Below are 17,662 nucleotides of genomic sequence, written 5' to 3'. Positions count from 1 at the left end.
CGACAAGGCCAAGGCCTCCGCCAACGCCGCCCTCAAGACCCTCTCCGGCAAGGAACTCCCCGCCAAGGTCATCGACCCCGCCTGGGCGAGCATCCAGACCACCGACGACCCCCTCGCCACCACCCTCAAGACCGAGGCCGACTGGGCCGTCAAGGCCCAGCTCATCAAGCAGCCCGACCTCACCGGCATCTACGACCTCACCCTCCTCAACAAGGTCCTCAAGGCCGCCGGCAAGCCCGAGGTCACCGACGCCGGTCTCGGCGCCAACTAAGCCCGCAGTCCCCACGGATCCCAGGAGGTGACGACCATGGCCACCACGTACGCCAAGGCTGCCGAAGGTACCGCGGCCGCGGTGACCCACGCCGCCCGCATCGAGCACGTCTCCAAGTCCTTCTCCGGCCCGGCCGGGACGCAGCTCGTGCTGGACGACATCAGCCTCGATGTCGCACCCGGCGAGTTCGTCACCATCCTGGGCGCGTCGGGCTGCGGCAAGTCCACGCTGCTCAACCTGGTCGCGGGCCTGGACAAGCCGACCGCCGGATCGATCGAGACCCCCGGCGGGCGGCCCGCCCTGATGTTCCAGGAGCACGCCCTCTTCCCGTGGCTGACCGCGGGCAAGAACATCGAACTCGCCCTCCGCCTGCGCGGGGTGCCCAAGTCGGAGCGCCGCGGGGAGGCCGAGCGGCTGCTCGAGCTGGTCCGGCTCGGCGGCTCGTACGGCAAGCGGGTCCACGAGCTCTCCGGCGGCATGCGGCAGCGCGTGGCGCTGGCCCGGGCCCTGGCCCAGGACAGCGACCTGCTGCTGATGGACGAGCCGTTCGCGGCGCTGGACGCCATCACCCGGGACGTGCTGCACGGCGAGCTGACCCGCATCTGGTCGGAGACCGACGTCTCCGTCCTCTTCGTCACCCACAACGTCCGCGAGGCGGTCCGGCTCGCGCAGCGCGTGGTCCTGCTGTCCTCGCGGCCCGGCCGGGTGGCGAAGGAATGGACCGTGGACATCCCGCAGCCGCGCCGCATCGAGGACGCGGACGTCGCGGAGCTGTCCGTCGAGATCACTGAACACCTGCGTGGGGAGATCCGCCGCCATGGCCAGCACTGAGACCACCGAGAAGGCCGCCCCGGGCCGGGCGGACGACCTGGCGGGCCTGGAAGCCGGCCTGGACGCCCTGGACGCCGTCGAGGTCCGCCGCACCCCCGTCCGGGAGGTGCTGGTCAAGAAGGTCCTGCCGCCGGCCGTGGCCGTCGGGCTGGTGCTGCTGGTGTGGCAGGTCCTGGTGTCCGCGAAGGTCACCACCGAGGACAAGCTGCCCTCCCCCGGCTCGGTCTGGGCGGGGCTGCAGGACATGTGGCTCCAGGGCACCCTGATCGACGTCGTGTGGACGAGTGTCAGCCGGGGCCTGTCGGGCTTCCTGCTCGCCCTGGCCATCGGCACCCCGCTGGGCCTGCTGGTCGCCCGGGTGAAGTTCGTCCGGGCCGCGATCGGCCCGATCCTCTCCGGTCTCCAGTCGCTGCCGTCGGTGGCCTGGGTACCGCCCGCCGTCATCTGGCTCGGCCTGAACGACTCGATGATGTACGCGGTGATCCTGCTGGGCGCCGTGCCCTCGATCGCCAACGGCCTCGTCGCCGGCGTCGACCAGATCCCGCCGCTGTTCCTGCGGGCCGGCCGGACGCTGGGCGCCACCGGCCTCAAGGGCACCTGGCACGTGGTCCTGCCGGCCGCGCTGCCGGGCTACCTGGCGGGCCTCAAGCAGGGCTGGGCCTTCTCGTGGCGCTCCCTGATGGCCGCCGAGATCATCGCCTCCTCCCCCGACCTGGGGCTGGGGCTCGGCCAGCTGCTGGAGAACGGCCGCAACAACATCGACATGCCGGGCGTGTTCCTGGCGATCTTCCTGATCCTGGTCGTCGGCATCGCCATCGACCTGCTGATCTTCAGCCCGCTGGAGCGGTGGGTCCTGCGCAGCCGCGGCCTGCTGGTGAAGTGAGCCCGCGATGCGTCCCGTCCTCCTCGTCATAGCCCACGGCTCGCGCGACCCGCGGCACGCGGCGACCGTGCACGCCCTCACCCGGCGGGTGCGGGCGCGGCGGCCCGGGCTGCGGGTGGCGACGGCCTTCCTGGACTTCAACGCGCCGTCGGTACCGGCCGTGCTCGCCGCGCTGCACGCCGACGGGGTGCGGGAGGTCGTCGCCCTCCCGCTGCTGCTCACCCGTGCCTTCCACGCGAAGGCGGACATCCCCTCGGCGCTGGCCGAGGCCACCTCCCGGCTGCCGGGCCTCTCGGTCCGGCGGGCGGAGGTACTGGGCCCCTCGCCGCTGCTGGTGGCCGCGCTGGAGCGGCGGCTGGCGGAGGCGGGCCTGGGCCTGACCCCGGCGGACCGGGCCACCACGGGAGTGGTGCTCGCCTCCGCCGGCTCCACCGACCCGGAGGCGATCGCAGCGATCGCTGAAACCGCGCGGGAGTGGCGGCGCACCGGTTGGTGTGCCGTGCGGCCTGCGTTCGCCTCCGCCGCGCTGCCCCGCACGGAGGACGCCGTACGCGCCCTCCGTGCGGAGGGAGTGCGCCGGATCGCCGTCGCCCCGTACGTCCTCGCGCCGGGCCGGCTCCCCGACCGCATCGCCGCCGGCGCCGCCGACGCGGACCTCCTGGCCCCCGTCCTCGGCCCGGCCCCCGAGGTGGCCACCCTCCTCCTCCACCGCTACGACGAAGCCCTCGCAGCGGACCTCCCGGCCCTGTCGGCCTGACCGCCCGGCCCCGCTGCGCGGAGCGGTCCCCTCCCCACCCCTTCGCGAAACCGGTGGGCAGCTGCCCCCGGATCCCCCGCACCGGCGCGCAGCGTCGGTACGGGGTCCGGGGCTTGCCCCGGTTTCGGGAAGGGGCGGGGAGGGGAACCAGCCCCGCAGGGCCACGATCCGCGCCCCCCGCGGCCCGCGCCCAGCCGGGCCGGCGGGCCTGCGGGCCGGGACGGCCCAGGCCAGGCCGGGCCAGGCCAAAGCAGAGGCTAGGCGCCGCGGGCCGTGGCCTCGTCGGCGAGGGCCGTCAGGTCGGCGATGGACATCGAGCCGGCCGGCAGCCCCTCGCGGGCGAAGATGTTCGCCGCCAACCGCAGCGTGTCGTTCACCGGCGTCCGCACCCCGTGCAACCGCCCCAGCAGACAGATCTCCCCGTTCAGATAGTCGGCCTCCACGGACCCCGTCCCCCGCGCCACGCTCTGCCAGGACGACCCGCCCCGCACCCCCGCCGGCGGCACGATCTTCCCGTCCCGGGCCGCCGCCTGCTCCGGCTCCGGCACCAGCGCGATGCCGGCCGCGGCGAACACCGCCCGCGCCTCCGCCGCCGCCCGCCCCGCGAGCGCGGCCTTCGCCGGATGCGGCTCCGGCCCGGTGGTCACCTGGATCGCGTTGGCCACGTTGTGCAGCAGCTTCGTGTGCTTCCAGCGCATCACGTCCTCGACCACCGGCGCCTCGAAGCCGGCCGCCACCAGGTCCGCGGCCACCCGCCGCGCCAGGCCGTCGGCCCCGGCCGGGTAGCGCCCCAGGTGCAGCATCCCGGTCAGCGGGGCGCACAGCGCCTCCACCACTCCCGGCTCCAGGAAGGAGGCCGGCAGCCACACCGACACGCCGTACACCCGGTCGAAGCGCCGCAGCGCCAGCCGCTCGCCCTCCACGCCGTTCTGCGCGCAGAGGACCGGCAGCCGCTGCGCGGCCGTACCGCCGCCCGCGACCTCGGCCGCGCCCCAAGCCTCCAGCGCGGCCTGGGCGTGCTGGGTCTTCACGGTCAGCAGCAGGACGTCGTCCGGGCGCAACGCGCCCAGTTCGTCCGGCCCTTCGACCACCGGCAGCCGGTGGACCCGGGTGCCGTCGGCCGTGGTGAGCCGCAGGCCGTTCTCCCGGAGGGCCGCCGCGTGCGCGCCGCGCGCGGCGAGGACGACCTCGCCGCCGGCCGCCGCGAGCCGTCCCCCGATGGTGGCGCCGATCGCGCCCGCTCCGATGATGATGTAACGCATGGGGCGAGCGTGGCACATCCGGCCCGCAGGACTAGGGTCGGGGCATGTCCGACTCCCCCTTCGCCATCGGCGGCGACCGCCCCGTCCAGCGTCTCGGCTTCGGTACCGGCGGTCTGGTCGGCCCGGGGTTCTGGGGCCCGCGGGGCGAGCGCGCCGACGCCCTGGACCTGCTCCGCACGGCCGTCGGCCGGGGCGTCACCTTGATCGACACCGCCGACAACTACGGCCCCGGCCTGGCCGAGGAGCTGGTGGCCGAGGCCCTGCACCCGTACCCGGCGGAGCTGCTGGTGGCGACCAAGGGCGGGGTGGTCCGCACCGGCCCGGACCGGTGGCACATCGACGGCCGCCCCGAGCGGCTGCGCGCGATGTGCGAGGCGAGCCTGTCCCGGCTGCGCACCGACCGGATCGGCCTGTACCAGCTGCACCGCCTGGACCCGGCGGTCCCGATGGCCGAACAGCTCGGCACGCTGGTGGAGTTGCGGGCCGAGGGCAAGATCGCCCACATCGGCCTGGACAGCGTCACCGCCGAGCAGCTGACCGAGGCCCTGGGGTACGCCCCGATCGCCTCCGTCCAGAACCGCTACAACCTCCTGGACCGGACCGCCCAGCCGGTGCTGGACCTCTGCGAGGAGCGCGGCATCGCCTTCCTCCCCTGGTTCCCCCTGGGCGACGGCGCCCTGACCGGCGGCCGGGTACCGGCGGCCCTGGCGGCGGTGGCCGCCGAGCACGGCGCGAGCACCGGCCAGGTCGCCCTGGCCTGGCTCCTGTCCCGCTCCCCGGTCCTGTGCCCCACCCCCGGCACCGGCTCCCCCGCCCACCTGGCGGAGAACCTGGCCGCCACCACCGTCCACCTCACCCCCGCCGAACGACAACTCCTGGACGCCCTGGTCTGAGCCGGCCCTACTCCCCCGCCAACTCCACCAGCGCCAGCACGCTGTTCCAGTTGCGGCTGGTCCAGTCGATGCCCTTCAGGACCGCGGGGCGGTGCAGGGCCTCGCCGAGCTTGGAGCGGCCCAGGCCGTCGGGGGCGTACAGGTACAGGACCCGGTCGCCGAGCCGGAAGTCCTCGGGGGCGAAGGCCGCCGGGTCCAGGCCGGCCAGGCGCTCCGGTTCGGGCTGCCGGGACAGGAAGGTGGCGTGCAGCTGCTTGCCCTCGAGCTCCGCGGCCGGGAAGGGGCAGGCCGCCACCACGGCCCGCAGGTAGCGGCCGTCGACCACCACGCACGGCACCGCGAAGCCGAACTCCGCCTCGATGGCCCGCTCCAGCTCCACCCGTACCGCGTCCGCGTCCGGCTCCGCCGCGGTGAAGACCGCGTTGCCGCTCTGGAGGTACGTGCGCACCCCGTCGTAGCCGAGCCCTTCGAGCAGGGCGCGCAGCTGCGCCATCGGGACCTTGCGCCTGCCGCCGACGTTGATGCCCCGCAGGAGCGCCACAAAGGTTTTCGCCATGATCGGCAATGTAGCCCGGTCCCTGGCGGCGGTGCGAGACTTGCCCCGATCCGACGGTTGAACGATGGGGTACGGCGATGGACGAGGCGCGGGCCAGGAAGGTCCTGGCGGCGGCGGGGCTCGGGGCGGGGGCGCAGCTGCTCGCCCTGGGCGAGAACGCCGTCTTCGGCGTCGGCGACCTGGTGGTGAAGGTCGGCCGGGACGCGGAGCTGCTGGCCCGGGCCGAGCGCGAGCTGGCGGTGGCCGGCTGGCTGGCCGCGTCGGAGGTGCCGGCGGTACGGGCGGCGGAGCCGGCGGCCCGGCTGGTCGAGGGGCATCCGCTGACCCTGTGGCACCGGCTGCCGGCCGCGGTGCGGCCGGCCGGCGCCGGGGACCTGGCGGAGCTGCTGCGGGCGGTGCACGCACTGCCCGCGCCGCCGTTCGCGCTGCCCCCGCGGGAGCTGCTGGGCGGGGTGGAGCGCTGGCTGCGGCTGGCGGGCGAGGCGGTCGACCCCCGGGACGCGGCGTACCTGCGGGCGCGCCGGGACGCCTTCGCCGCCGAGGCGGCGGCGCTGGTCCCGCACCTGCCGCCGGGCCCGATCCACGGCGACGCGCTGCCGCGCAACGTCCACGTGGGGCCGGACGGTCCGGTGCTGGTGGACCTGGAGACCTTCGCGCTGGACCTGCGCGAGCACGACCTGGTGGTGATGGCCCTCTCCCGGGACCGGTACGGCCTGGAGCCGGCGGCCTACGACGCCTTCTGCGCGGCGTACGGCTGGGACGTGCGGGAGTGGGAGGGCTGCGCCGTGCTCCGGGGCGCCCGCGAGACGGCCAGCTGCGCGTGGGTCGCCCAGCACGCGCCGTCCAACCCGGGCGCCGCCGCGGAGTTCCGCCGCCGCGTCGCCTCCCTGCGCGAACACGCCCCCGAGGTCCGCTGGCACCCCTTCTGACCGGCGCCCCCGTCAGGCGGCGGCCAGCGGCCGCAGCGGCCAGGTGCCGTCGATGACGGCGTCCGGGGTGCCCTGGCGGCGCAGGTAGGCCTGGAAGTCGGCGGCCCAGGTGGCGTACCAGCCGATCTGGCGCTCGTGCAGGTGCTCCGGGGCCAGCGCGGCCACCCGCGGGTGCCGGGCGGCTATCGCCCGGGCCACCTCCACCGCCGCCAGCGCGTCGGCCGAGGCGTCGTGGGCCCCGTCGAGGACGACGCCGTAGACCTCGCAGACCGCCTCCAGCGTCCGCTTGCCCCGCCGGTAGCGGTCCACCGCGCGGTCGATGGTCAGCGGGTCGGCCACCGGGCCGGTCTCCGCCCCGCCCAGCCGGTCGGCCAGCGAGGGCAGGCCGTACCGCTCCAGTTCGGCGGCGAGCAGCGTGAGGTCGAAGGCGGCGTTGTACGCGACCACCACCGCGCCCCGCCGCCAGAGCCCCACCAGGGCCTCGGCGACCTCGTCGGCCACCTCCGCGGCCGGCCGGCCCTCGGCCACCGCGCGCTCGGTGCTGATGCCGTGGATCGCCGAGGCGCCCTCGGGGATCGGTACTCCCGGATCGGCCAGCCAGCCGCGCCGGTCGGTCACCACGCCCCCGGACACCTCCACCACCGCGGCCGTGACGATCCGCGACCGGCCCGGGTCGGTGCCCGTCGTCTCCAGGTCGAATCCGGCCAGTGTTCCCCCGTGCCACGCCATGTCGTGCCCCTCCCTCATCGTGGCTCCAGCCTGCCAGAGCGCTCTGACACTCCGGGGCCGGGGGCCCGGCCGGGGCGGGCGGCGACGGGTTCAGGACACCGGCCGGGAGTCCTGCCAGACCGACTCGAACTCCTCGCGGTAGGTGCCGAAGAGACCGGGCTCGCCGTCCTTGGCGGCGGTCCGGCCGCCGCCCCGCAGGACCAGGACCGGTGCCTCCATGCCCCGGGCCCGTCTCAGGTAGGTCTGGACGACCGCTATGCCGCCGCCGGTGCCGCCGGCCTCGCCGTCGACCAGGTAGGCGGTGAAGCGGGGGGTCTCGTCGAAGACGTGGATGGCGAACTGCCCGGGGTCGGCCAGCCGGGCCCGGACCCGCCGCACGTGCAGGATGTTCATCTCGACGGAGCGGCTGAGCTCGCCCTTGCGCAGGCCCAGCTCCCGCTCCCGCCGCTTGACCGCGCTGCTCGCCGGGTTGAGGAAGAGCAGCCGGACCCGGCAGCCGGCGTCCGCCAGGCGCACCAGCCGGCGCCCCGAGTAGTTCTGGACCAGGAGGTTCAGGCCTATGCCGATCGCGTCGAGCCGGCGGGCCCCGCCGAACAGGTCCTCGGCCGGCAGCTGCCGCTGGAGCCGCACCCGGTCCGGGTGGACCGAGACCACGTCGGCGTACCGGTCGCCCACCAGGTCCTCGACCGCGTCGATGGGCAGCCGGTCCGCGGCCGGGCCCCCGGCGCCGCCGCCCAGCACCTCCAGCAGCCGCGCCGAGGCCCGCTCGGCCTGGTCCAGCACGGCCTGGTTCAGGGCGCGGTTGCGGGAGACGACGTTGCGGGTGACCTCGAGCTCGTCGAGGGCCAGCTCCACGTCCCGCCGGTCGTCGAAGTACGGCTCGAAGCAGGGCCAGTGCTGGACCATCAGCTCCCGCAGCTGCGGGAGCGTCAGGAAGCTGAGGACGTTGTCGTCGGCCGGGTCGAGCAGGTAGCCCTTGCGGCGGCTGACCTCGCGCACCGCGACGGCCCGGTGCACCCACTCCTGGCCGGCCGGCCCGGCCGCGGCGACGACCCAGTCGTCCTCGCCGTGGACGGGGGCGTAGATCGGCCGCAGCACGGCGCCGACCACGGCCCGCAGCCGCTGCTCGATCAGGTTCAGCCAGATGTACGCCCGGCCGGCGCGCTGCGCGCGGGTGCGCACCTCGCTCCAGGCCTCGGCGCTCCAGTCCAGTTCGGCCCCGGCCGCCGGCCCCGGCTCCGCCGGCTCGGCCAGCGAGACCGCCCCGGCCGGGGGACCCGGCGGGGCACCTGCGGGGACGTCCGAGGGGCCGCCCTCGTGACCTGCGTCACCAGGGGGCAGCTCCAGCCCTCCCGAGCTCACCCGCGCACCGCCTTCTGCTTCTGGAAGCCCGCTCCAACGATCAAGGAAGGGTACTCCCGAAGCGGAGGGCGGTGCAGCCGGATGGACCCTCCGGTTTCCCAACTCTCCTACTGCGAGTGGCCGTTCTGACCCGCCAGGGCGGCCGGAGTGAGCGGATTCATAGCGGTCACGTCACGCGGCATGAGCTGGAAGCCCTGCCAGTGCACGGGCATCGGCTGCTGGTCCTCGTCGCGGGCGACGTGGTGGAAACCGATGTTGACCCACGCGATGGGGTTCTTCAGCGTCTCGCCGTTGACCCAGGTGTCCACGCTCTTGCCGGCGTCGGGGCCGCAGTTGCGGAGGTTGTTGGTGGCGAACTGCTCGCAGGCCTTGTACTCGGTGAAGTAGACGTCGTGCCGGGTGTACGGGCGGCCGCTGTACTTGGCGGTGGCGCCCGGCACGATCTCGTACGAACGGGCGTGCCCGTCCTTGTTCTTGCCGGTCGCGCTGACCACCCGCCACCAGCGCATGTCCTTGGCGTCACCGGCCAGCTCCTTGGTGACCGGGGTGCGCACCGTCCGGGTGGTGGGGGTGGCGCCGTCCTTGCCGGGCGTGGTGGTGGAGTCGTACTGCTCGACCGTGCCGCCGGGGGTGCCGTCCAGGGCGAAGTTCAACCGCCAGAAGATGTTGTGGCTGTGGCTGGTGGCGTAGGCCTTGGCGCCCTGGCCGATGGGCCAGCCGCGGCCGTCGCCGGCGTCGTAGTCGGCGGGCGAGAGGCTGCCGGTGGCGCCGACGTTGGCGCTGATCAGGCCGTCGGCCTGGAAGCGCCACTCGGTGATGTACTCGTACCAGCCGACCTTGTTGACGGTGTAGACCAGCAGGTCCTTGCCCTGCTCCTGCCAGACCTGGCCAGGGTTCTCGCCGGCCATGCGGTAGGCGTGGCCGCGGGCGCGGGTGGTGGTGCACAGGCCGTTGACGTCCGTCTGGGACTGGTCCCAGGTGTTGGTGACCTTGACGGTCTTGATGGTGCCGCCGGGGCATTCGCCCGGGGCCATCCCCTGGAGTCCGCCGCCGAAGCCGGCGCCGGTGAGGTCGTCGTACTCGGCCTTGCCGTCGTCGTACGGGACGTGGATCTGGCCGAGCTTGGCGGAGGTCAGCACCATGATCGGCTTGGCCTCGCCCTTGGGCTGGTACGAGACGCGGTCCAGGACCAGGCCGGCCTCGCTCTCGTAGCGCCAGCACATCCGCCAGGTCGTGCCGCCGGTGAGGGTCTGTTCGATGCGGTAGGCCGCGCTGCAGTCGGGCGCGGGCGTGTCGGCCTTGGCGGTGCGGGGTGCGGCGGCGACGGGACCGGCGGCCGCGGTGGCGCCGCCGAGCAGCGCGGTGGCGGCCAGGGCCACGACGGCGCGCTTGCGGGCGCTCCGGATTCGGTTCGCGTGCATGGTGTGGGACTCCTGTGGCAGGAAAAGAGCAGGAAGTGCGGTGGCGGACGACCCCGAGGGGATCAGAGCTTGTGGACGGTGCGCGCGCTCAGGTCGACGACCAGCGACCGGACGTCGATCCAGGGGCCGTTCTTCACCTTGAGGAAGAGCCGGACGCAGCGGTGCGTGCCGCACTGCCGCACGGCCTCCGGTCCCGGGTTCTCCGCGCCCACCCGGTAGATGAGGGCGTTCTTCAGGGCCAGTTGCTCCGGTCGGGTGAGCTTCTTGCCGGTGGCGTCCTGGTAGTCCTTGCGCAGGCCCTCGCCGGCCGGCGAGCCGATCATCAGACGGGCGGCCTGGACGGCCTCGTCGCGGACGATGGGCGGCTGCACGCCGTGCTGGACGTCGCTGGACTCGACCTTGCCGGTGTCCAGGTCGACCGTGTACGTGGTCAGCGCATCGGTCTTGTAGTCGTACGCGCTGATCTGCGCGCGGCGCGGCGCGGTGGCCTTGCGGACGTCCTCCGGGCGCTGCTCGGCGAGGTCGGTGGTGAGCCACTGGGGGCCGGAGCCGCCGGTGGCGTTCTGCGCCTTGGCGCTCTTGGCGGCCGGGCCGAGGGCCAGCGCGCGGACCCGGGCCAGCTCGGCGTCGGTCAGCGGGTCGCGGCCGAAGCCCTTCTCGCCCTCGCGCGCGGGCGCCTGGACGGTGCCCGGGCGGGTGCCCGGCTGGAGGCCGGTCCCGGCCTTCCCCGCGGCCCCGACGGCGCTGCCGCCCTTGTCCGTGCCGACGCCGTCCGCGGCTCCCGCGGAGCCCGGCAGCGTGACGCCGACCATGACGGCCGTACCGGTGACGGCGATGGCCGCGCCCGCCACCAGCTTCCCCAAGTGGCGTCGTACTGTTATGGGCACATTCCCCCCTTATATGCATACCAGGTATGCGTGGTCACCCGGTAGGACGGTCGCAAGTCCCCCCGGGTTGCCCTGCTTTCGGGGAAGATCTGGCGGGGGCAATCCGGCCGCCGGATCAGGAGTGGAAGAGTCGCATTTATGCAGGTCTGGCCTGGACAGGCGTACCCCCTCGGCGCGACGTACGACGGCGCCGGGACCAACTTCGCGGTCTATTCGGAGGTGGCGCGGCGCATCGAGCTGTGCCTGCTCCATGAGGACGGCTCGGAGACCGCTGTCGAACTGCGCGAGACGGACGCCTTCGTCCGGCACGCCTACCTGCCGGGGATCATGCCCGGCCAGCGCTACGGCTTCCGGGTCCACGGCCCGTACGAGCCCGAGCGCGGACGGCGCTGCAACTCCGCCAAGCTGCTGCTGGACCCGTACGCGCGGGCCATCAGCGGCCGGATCGACTGGGGCGAGGAGGTCTACGGCTACCACTTCGGGAAGCCGGACTCGCGCAACGACCTCGACTCCGCCCCGCACACCATGAGCTCGGTGGTGGTCAACCCCTACTTCGACTGGGGCAACGACCGGCCGCCGCGCATCGACTACCACCACACGGTGCTGTACGAGGCGCACGTCAAGGGCCTCACGATGCGCCACCCGGACCTGCCGGACGAGCTGCGCGGCACCTACGCGGCGCTCGCCCACCCGGCCGTGATCGGGCACCTGACCAAGCTCGGCGTCACCGCGCTGGAGCTGATGCCGGTGCACCAGTTCGTCAACGACCACCGGCTGGTGGACGACGGGCTGGGCAACTACTGGGGCTACAACACCATCGGCTTCTTCGCCCCGCACAACGCCTACGCCTCCTGGGGCGACCGCGGGCAGCAGGTCCTGGAGTTCAAGTCGGCGGTGCGGGCCCTGCACGAGGCGGGCATCGAGGTGATCCTCGACGTGGTCTACAACCACACCGCCGAGGGCAACCACCTGGGCCCGACGCTGTCCTTCCGGGGCCTGGACAACGCCTCGTACTACCGGCTGGGCGGCGACCCGCGGTACTACACCGACACCACGGGCACCGGGAACTCCCTGCTCATGCGGTCCCCGCACGTGCTCCAGCTGATCATGGACTCGCTGCGGTACTGGGTCACCGAGATGCACGTGGACGGCTTCCGCTTCGACCTGGCCGCCACCCTGGCCCGGCAGTTCCACGAGGTGGACCGGCTGTCGTCGTTCTTCGACCTGGTCCAGCAGGACCCGGTGGTCAGCCAGGTCAAGCTGATCGCGGAGCCCTGGGACCTGGGCGAGGGCGGCTACCAGGTGGGCAACTTCCCGCCGCTGTGGACCGAGTGGAACGGCAAGTACCGCGACACGGTCCGGGACCTGTGGCGGGGCCAGCCACGCACCCTGGCGGAGTTCGCGGGCCGGCTGACCGGCTCCTCGGACCTCTACCAGGACGACGGCCGGCGGCCGCTGGCCTCGATCAACTTCCACACCTGCCACGACGGCTTCACCCTGCACGACCTGGTCGCGTACAACGAGAAGCACAACGAGGCCAACCGGGAGGGCAACCGGGACGGCGAGACCCACAACCGCTCGTGGAACTGCGGGGTCGAGGGCGCCACCGACGACCCCGCGGTACTGGAGCTGCGGGCCCGGCAGATGCGCAACTTCACCGCCACCCTGATGCTCTCGCAGGGCGTCCCGATGCTCAGCCACGGCGACGAGTTCGCCCGCACCCAGGGCGGCAACAACAACACCTACTGCCAGGACAACGAGGTCTCCTGGGTGGCCTGGCCCGACCCGAAGGAGCCCGCCCCCGCCCTGCTGGAGTTCACCCGCGCCATGGTGCGGCTGCGCCACGCCCACCCGGTCTTCCGGCGGCGCCGCTTCTTCCACGGCCGGCCGGTGGAGGGCATCCACGACGAGCTGTCGGACATCGCCTGGTTCACCCCGGAGGCCGGGGAGATGAAGGCCCGCGACTGGCAGTCGCAGAACGCCCGGGCGATGGCGGTCTTCCTCAACGGCGAGGCGATCAGCGAGCCGGGCGGCCGCGGCGAGCGGATCACCGACGACTCGTTCCTGCTGATGTTCAACGCGAGCGCGGACCCGGTGGAGTTCACCGTGCCCGACGGCCTCGGCACCACCTGGCACCTGATCGTGGACACCGCGCACGCCGAGGTGAGGTCCCCCGGTACCGCCCCGCGCCTGTCCGCCGGCGACCGGCTCACCCTCACCGGCCGCAGCCTGGCGGTGCTCCAGCGCCCGGTCTGACGCCGACGACCGGCCCGGGAGGCTTCCCGGGCCGGTCGTCGGTGTACGGGCGAGGACCCGCGGGGCACTGGTTTAGATCTCGCCGGACTTCCACAGACGGAAGCGCGCGTTCGGGCCGTCGTCCGAGCAGGGGTAGAGGCGGGCCACCGCGCCCTGGACCTGGCCGCCCCACATGTTGACGCAGTTGCTCGTCGCCCGCATCGGCTGGAAGCGGATGTAGTTGCTGCCGCCGTCGGTGCCGATGGTGTTGAAGGCCGAGTCGGCGCTGGAGCAGTTGTAGAGCTTGATGTAGTCGCCCGTGGTGTTGCCGCTGCTCCAGTTGTTCAGGCAGTAGTTCGGCCACGCAGCGCTCTGGATCTTGAAGTGGCTGGCGCCGAAGTCGAGGATGTTCCAGCGCTGGGCGTCGGTGCCGTTGCAGGGCCACTGCTGGACGACCTGGTTGCTGACGGCGTGGCTGTTCGGGATGTCCAGGCAGTAGCCGTCCGCGATGTTGATCGTCACGTTGTACGTGTCGACCGCCTGGGCCGGCGTCGCGACCAGCAGCGTGCCGAGGGCGGAGGCGGCGGCCGCGGCGGCCACGGCGGCGGAGCGAATGCGCATGTGAGGGTTCCCGGAGAGGTGTCGGTGCGGGGGCGGTCCGTCGGACCCGGCCCCGCGGCGGTGCGTCGCTCTGGGCGGCGACGAACAGGAATCTAGCCGTCCGGACGGTCCGTCCCGCCGTCCCGGGGGCGTCCCGCCGTCCCCGGCTCGCGGGACGGGACGGCCGGGGAACCGGGACGCCCCGGGCGCGGGACGGCGGGACGCCCCGGATCCGGCGGCGCGACGGTCGGCGCCCGCCTGCCCGCCCGGCGCCCTACCGCTCGGCGCCGGTGGGCACCAACGCCGGGGCCCGCTCCGGGAGGACGGCCGGGCTCCCGGAGCCCCGCGGTGCACCGGCGGCCGGCAGCCGGGTCAGCAGGGCCAGGCACAGGCAGAGCCCGGCCGCGCCCACCGCCACCAGGAACGCCCCGGAGGGCCCGTACCGCTCGGCCAGCCGGCCCGAGAGGGCGAGCGCCAGGGCTTGTCCGGCCACCAGCGAGCTGGCCGCGAAGGCCATGGACTCGGCGAGCCGGACCGGGGCGACGTACCGCTCGGTCAGGGCGAAGGCGGTGATCAGGTGCGGGGCGTACGCGGCGCCCAGGACGGTGACCACCACGTAGAGCCCCGGCAGGGAGCCGGTCACCACCAGCGGGGCGGAGAGCAGCAGCGCCGCGGCGGTGGCCGCCCGCCAGCGGGCCCGCAGCCCGAAGCGCTGCGGCAGCACGCCCATGGCGAGCCCCACCACCGCGCTGACCACGCCCATGGCCGCGTAGACCAGGCCTGCCTGGCCCGGTACCCCGAGCCGGTCGGTGAGCGCGGCGATGCCCGCCTGGCAGGCGCCGAACATCGCGCCCTGCAGGAGCAGCGAGCCGCGCACCGCGTACACCACCCCCGGCGGGCGCCGGCGGGCCGGCGCGGCGGATCCGGCGGGGGTGCGCGCCCCGGCCGTGACGGCGGCGGTGGGGTGCAGGGCGAAGGCGGTGCCGAAGACGGCGACCAGGGCGGCGGCCCCGCCCAGGGCCACGGCCGGGTGGGCGACCAGGGCGGCCAGTCCGACCAGGGCGGGCCCGAAGACGAAGGAGACCTCGTCGAGGGTGCCCTCGAGCGAGTGCACGGCGCCGATCACGGACGGCCCGGCGCCGGCGCGGTGTGCGAGGGCCACCGAGCGGGTCCGGGCCAGCGGGCCGATCAGCGGTACCGAGGCGCCGGTGAGGGCCCCCACCGCCGCGAGCGGGACGGTGGCGAGGTCCATCAGTGCGCCGGTCACCAGGGCGGCGGTGGCCAGGGCGTTGACCCCGGCGGCGGCGAGCACCACCGGCCGCTGGCCGTGCCGGTCGGCGAGCCGGCCCAGCAGCGGGCCGCACACCACCTGGCCCGCGGAGAGGGTGCCGCCGACGGCCCCCGCCGTGGCCAGCGAGCCGCTGGTCTGGGCGATCAGGAGCACGCTGCCGAACTGGGACATCGCCACCGGCAGCCGGGCGAAGAAGGACAAGAAGGGGAGGACGGGCCCGGTCAGGGCGATGACTCTGCGATAGGTGTCGACTGTTCCAACCACTTGATCGACACTAACGCGCTGCAATCACTCGGATGCACTGGGCAATGGCACGGAATCGAGCAGGGTGGGTACGTACGTTCTCATGACCGAGCAGTACTCAGAGCAGTACGCCGACCGATCTCCGCAGCCGTCCGCAGCCCCGGTGCCGACGGCGACCTACCGGCTCCAGTTACAGCCCGGCTTCCCCTTCGCCGCCGCGGCGGCGGCCGTACCGTACCTCGCCTCGCTGGGGGTCTCGCACCTCCACCTGTCCCCGGCCCTGGAGGCGGTGCCCGGCTCCTCGCACGGCTACGACGTGGTGGACCACACCCGGGTGCGGGCCGAGCTGGGCGGCGAGGACGGGCTGCGCGCGCTCGCCGCCACCGCCCGGCGGCACGGCCTGGGGCTGGTCCTGGACCTCGTCCCCAACCACATGGCGGTGCCGACCCCGGCCCGGCTCAACCGGCCGCTGTGGGAGGTGTTGAAGGAGGGGCGCGCCTCGCCCTACGCGGCCTGGTTCGACATCGACTGGGAGGCCGGGGACGGGCAGTTGCTGATGCCGGTGCTCGCCGAGGACCCCGGCCACGACGGCCTGCGGACCGCCGAGGGCGTCCGGGTGGCCGACGGCGTCCTGCACTACGGACCGTACGAGTTCCCGGTGCGGCCCGGCACCGAGGGGCTGCCGCAGGAGGAGCTGCTGGCCGCCCAGTTCTACCGGCCGGTGTGGTGGCGGCTGGCCCGCACCGACCTCAACTACCGCCGGTTCTTCACCATCTCCGACCTGATCGGGGTGCGGGTGGAGGATCCGGAGGTGTTCGCGGCCAGCCACGACACGGTCCTGCGGCTGGTGCGGGAGGGGCTGGCCGAGGGGCTGCGGATCGACCACCCCGACGGCCTGGCCGACCCGGCCGGCTACCTGCGGCGGCTGGCCGGCGCGACCGGGCGGCGCACCTGGACGGTGGTCGAGAAGATCCTGGCCCGCGAGGAGCGGCTGCCCGCCGACTGGCGGGCCGCCGGCACCACCGGCTACGACGCCCTCTACCGGCTGGACGGCGTGCTGACCGACCCGGCCGGGGCGGCCGCACTGGCCGACGCCTACCGGACCTTCACCGGACTCGAGGACGCGGCCGGCGGCCGGTGGGAGCCCGCGGCCCGGCAGGCCACCGCCGAGGTGCTGGAGCACGACCTGGTCTCCGAGGTGGAGACGCTGGTCAGGATGGCCGCCCCGGCCTGCGCCGCGCGCCCGGACGTGGTCCGCACGGCGGTCCGGGGCCTGCTCGCCCGGGTCCCGGTCTACCGGCCCTACCCGGGCGGCGACCCAGCGGTGCTGCCGCGGGCGGCGGACGTACCGGGCGACGCGGCCGTCACGGACCGGGTCCGGGAGCTGGCGCTCGGCGCGGACCCGGCCTTCGAGGCCCGGTTCGCCCAGACCTCCGCGGCGCTGCGCGCCAAGTCCCTGGAGGACCGGGCCTTCTACCGGTTCGCGCCGCTGCTCTCGGCCACGGAGGTGGGCGGGGACCCGGGCCGGCCCGCGGTCCAGGTGGCGGAGTTCCACGCCTACTGCGCCCGGACCGCCCGGGACCACCCGGCCACCGGCACCGTGCTCACCACCCACGACACCAAGCGCAGCGGCGACGTCCGGGCGCGGATCGCGGTGCTCGCCGAGTGCCCGGACCGCTGGGCCGAGGCGGTGGCCGCGGTGGCCCCGGGACCGGACCGGCAACTGGCCTGGGTGGCGGCGCAGACGGTCTTCGGGCTGGCCGCCCGGGAGCCGGCGCGGGTCGCCGACGCCACCCTGAAGGCCGCCAAGGAAGCGGCCCTGCACACGAGCTGGACCGACCCCGACCCGGACTACGAGGCGGCGGTGGCCGGCTGGCTGGCCACCGCCCGGTTCGAGGCCGTGCTGGCGCTGGCCGCCGAACTCGCCCCGCACGCCCGCTCCAACGTCCTCTCCGCGACCCTGCTGCACCTGACGGTGCCCGGGGTGCCGGAGGTCTACCAGGGCGCCGAAACCCTCTACCTGGCCCTGGTCGACCCGGACAACCGGGCCCCGGCCCGGCTGGACGGGCAGCCGCCCGCGGCGGGCCTGCCGCGGGAGAAGCTGGGCCTGACCCGCGCCGCCCTGCGGCTGCGGCGGGACCGGCCCCGGCTGTTCGGCCCCGGGGAGGAGGGCGGATACCGGCCGCTGGAGGTGCGCGGGGCGGCCGCGGAGCACTGCGTGGCGTTCTGCCGGGGCGGCGGCGCGGTCAGCGTGGCGACCCGGCTGCCGCTGGGCCTGGCCCGGGCGGGCGGCTGGCGGGACACCGCCGTGCTGCTGCCGCCGGGGCGCTGGCGCGGCGCGCTGGACCCGGGCCCCGGGACGGGCCCGGCCGGGACCGTGCCGGGCGGCGGCTGGGTGCCCCTGGCCGAGCTGCTGCACGGCGGACCGGTGGCCCTGCTCGCCGACGGCTGAGCGGGCCCCGGGAGCCGGCCGGGACGAAAGAAGCGCGCGGAGCGGTACGGGAGTCGTGGG

Annotated in this window: 15 protein-coding genes and 1 pseudogene; 8 read left to right on the top strand and 8 right to left on the bottom strand. The window is 74.6% G+C overall.

Annotated elements, in window-relative coordinates; translation table 11 throughout:
* The 4 genes and pseudogenes from AB0O40_RS01135 to AB0O40_RS01120 all read left to right on the top strand — a co-directional run.
* Nucleotides 1–271 (top strand): annotated as a pseudogene (locus AB0O40_RS01135) (sulfate ABC transporter substrate-binding protein); the annotation flags it as partial.
* A 36-nt stretch (nt 272–307) separates the two neighbouring features.
* Complete coding sequence (locus AB0O40_RS01130; protein ID WP_365034308.1) at nt 308–1,102, top strand: ABC transporter ATP-binding protein; 795 nt, start codon at nt 308–310, stop codon at nt 1,100–1,102.
* Nucleotides 1,089–1,985: an ABC transporter permease gene (locus tag AB0O40_RS01125; protein ID WP_365034306.1), complete on the top strand. Its 897-nt coding sequence runs from the start codon at nt 1,089–1,091 to the stop codon at nt 1,983–1,985. The genes AB0O40_RS01130 and AB0O40_RS01125 overlap by 14 nt, the downstream gene beginning before the upstream one ends.
* 7 nt (nt 1,986–1,992) lie before the next feature.
* Nucleotides 1,993–2,742, top strand: coding sequence for a sirohydrochlorin chelatase (locus tag AB0O40_RS01120; protein WP_365034304.1), 750 nt, complete (start codon nt 1,993–1,995; stop codon nt 2,740–2,742).
* A gap of 257 nt (nt 2,743–2,999) precedes the next feature.
* On the opposite strand, the gene AB0O40_RS01115 is transcribed toward AB0O40_RS01120, so the two are convergent.
* On the bottom strand, nt 3,000–4,004 hold the full coding sequence (locus tag AB0O40_RS01115) for a 2-dehydropantoate 2-reductase N-terminal domain-containing protein (protein WP_365034302.1): 1,005 nt from the start codon (nt 4,002–4,004) through the stop codon (nt 3,000–3,002).
* Nucleotides 4,005–4,048: 44 nt separating this feature from the next.
* Between AB0O40_RS01115 and AB0O40_RS01110 the strand changes: the two genes are divergently transcribed.
* Nucleotides 4,049–4,897 carry an aldo/keto reductase gene (locus AB0O40_RS01110; RefSeq protein ID WP_365034300.1) on the top strand — a complete coding sequence of 283 codons (849 nt, stop codon included), beginning with the start codon at nt 4,049–4,051 and terminating at the stop codon, nt 4,895–4,897.
* 7 nt (nt 4,898–4,904) lie between these two features.
* On the opposite strand, the gene AB0O40_RS01105 is transcribed toward AB0O40_RS01110, so the two are convergent.
* Nucleotides 4,905–5,453, bottom strand: coding sequence for a DUF1697 domain-containing protein (locus AB0O40_RS01105; protein WP_365034298.1), 549 nt, complete (start codon nt 5,451–5,453; stop codon nt 4,905–4,907).
* Nucleotides 5,454–5,530: 77 nt separating this feature from the next.
* Between AB0O40_RS01105 and AB0O40_RS01100 the strand changes: the two genes are divergently transcribed.
* Nucleotides 5,531–6,382, top strand: a complete 852-nt coding sequence (locus tag AB0O40_RS01100) for an aminoglycoside phosphotransferase family protein (protein ID WP_365034296.1) — start codon at nt 5,531–5,533, stop codon at nt 6,380–6,382.
* A 12-nt stretch (nt 6,383–6,394) separates the two neighbouring features.
* Here AB0O40_RS01100 and AB0O40_RS01095 read toward each other — a convergent pair whose 3' ends face one another.
* From AB0O40_RS01095 to AB0O40_RS01080, 4 genes are all read right to left on the bottom strand, one after another.
* On the bottom strand, nt 6,395–7,111 hold the full coding sequence (locus AB0O40_RS01095) for a 3'-5' exonuclease (RefSeq protein ID WP_365034294.1): 717 nt from the start codon (nt 7,109–7,111) through the stop codon (nt 6,395–6,397).
* A gap of 90 nt (nt 7,112–7,201) precedes the next feature.
* Nucleotides 7,202–8,473 (bottom strand): SAV2148 family HEPN domain-containing protein, encoded by a 1,272-nt coding sequence (locus AB0O40_RS01090; RefSeq protein WP_365034292.1) that lies wholly within the window; start codon nt 8,471–8,473, stop codon nt 7,202–7,204.
* 107 nt (nt 8,474–8,580) lie between these two features.
* Nucleotides 8,581–9,894, bottom strand: coding sequence for a copper amine oxidase (locus AB0O40_RS01085; RefSeq protein ID WP_365034290.1), 1,314 nt, complete (start codon nt 9,892–9,894; stop codon nt 8,581–8,583).
* Between the two features lie 62 nt (nt 9,895–9,956).
* Nucleotides 9,957–10,781 (bottom strand): Tat pathway signal sequence domain protein, encoded by an 825-nt coding sequence (locus AB0O40_RS01080; protein WP_365034288.1) that lies wholly within the window; start codon nt 10,779–10,781, stop codon nt 9,957–9,959.
* Between the two features lie 138 nt (nt 10,782–10,919).
* Between AB0O40_RS01080 and glgX the strand changes: the two genes are divergently transcribed.
* Complete coding sequence (gene glgX / locus AB0O40_RS01075) at nt 10,920–13,037, top strand: glycogen debranching protein GlgX (protein ID WP_365034286.1); 2,118 nt, start codon at nt 10,920–10,922, stop codon at nt 13,035–13,037.
* 72 nt (nt 13,038–13,109) lie between these two features.
* On the opposite strand, the gene AB0O40_RS01070 is transcribed toward glgX, so the two are convergent.
* Together AB0O40_RS01070 and AB0O40_RS01065 are read right to left on the bottom strand one after the other, a co-directional pair.
* Nucleotides 13,110–13,637, bottom strand: a complete 528-nt coding sequence (locus AB0O40_RS01070) for an RICIN domain-containing protein (RefSeq protein WP_365034285.1) — start codon at nt 13,635–13,637, stop codon at nt 13,110–13,112.
* 253 nt (nt 13,638–13,890) lie between these two features.
* Nucleotides 13,891–15,171, bottom strand: a complete 1,281-nt coding sequence (locus AB0O40_RS01065) for an MFS transporter (RefSeq protein WP_365034283.1) — start codon at nt 15,169–15,171, stop codon at nt 13,891–13,893.
* Between the two features lie 82 nt (nt 15,172–15,253).
* On the opposite strand from AB0O40_RS01065, the gene treY reads away from it, so the two are divergent.
* Nucleotides 15,254–17,602, top strand: coding sequence for a malto-oligosyltrehalose synthase (treY, locus tag AB0O40_RS01060; RefSeq protein ID WP_365034281.1), 2,349 nt, complete (start codon nt 15,254–15,256; stop codon nt 17,600–17,602).
* Nucleotides 17,603–17,662: the final 60 nt, after the last annotated feature.

This window comes from Streptomyces sp. NPDC089919 (assembly GCF_040684615.1).
Lineage (GTDB): Bacteria > Actinomycetota > Actinomycetes > Streptomycetales > Streptomycetaceae > Streptomyces.
This window is presented reverse-complemented; position numbering and strand designations above follow the sequence as displayed.

Coding starts and splice junctions, on each gene's coding strand:
- AB0O40_RS01130 (WP_365034308.1), top strand. CDS start 308: ATGGCCACCACGTACGCCAAGGCTGCCGAAGGTACCGCGGCCGCGGTG.
- AB0O40_RS01125 (WP_365034306.1), top strand. CDS start 1,089: ATGGCCAGCACTGAGACCACCGAGAAGGCCGCCCCGGGCCGGGCGGAC.
- AB0O40_RS01120 (WP_365034304.1), top strand. CDS start 1,993: ATGCGTCCCGTCCTCCTCGTCATAGCCCACGGCTCGCGCGACCCGCGG.
- AB0O40_RS01115 (WP_365034302.1), bottom strand. CDS start 4,004: ATGCGTTACATCATCATCGGAGCGGGCGCGATCGGCGCCACCATCGGG.
- AB0O40_RS01110 (WP_365034300.1), top strand. CDS start 4,049: ATGTCCGACTCCCCCTTCGCCATCGGCGGCGACCGCCCCGTCCAGCGT.
- AB0O40_RS01105 (WP_365034298.1), bottom strand. CDS start 5,453: ATGGCGAAAACCTTTGTGGCGCTCCTGCGGGGCATCAACGTCGGCGGC.
- AB0O40_RS01100 (WP_365034296.1), top strand. CDS start 5,531: ATGGACGAGGCGCGGGCCAGGAAGGTCCTGGCGGCGGCGGGGCTCGGG.
- AB0O40_RS01095 (WP_365034294.1), bottom strand. CDS start 7,111: ATGGCGTGGCACGGGGGAACACTGGCCGGATTCGACCTGGAGACGACG.
- AB0O40_RS01085 (WP_365034290.1), bottom strand. CDS start 9,894: ATGCACGCGAACCGAATCCGGAGCGCCCGCAAGCGCGCCGTCGTGGCC.
- glgX (WP_365034286.1), top strand. CDS start 10,920: ATGCAGGTCTGGCCTGGACAGGCGTACCCCCTCGGCGCGACGTACGAC.
- AB0O40_RS01070 (WP_365034285.1), bottom strand. CDS start 13,637: ATGCGCATTCGCTCCGCCGCCGTGGCCGCCGCGGCCGCCGCCTCCGCC.
- treY (WP_365034281.1), top strand. CDS start 15,254: ATGACCGAGCAGTACTCAGAGCAGTACGCCGACCGATCTCCGCAGCCG.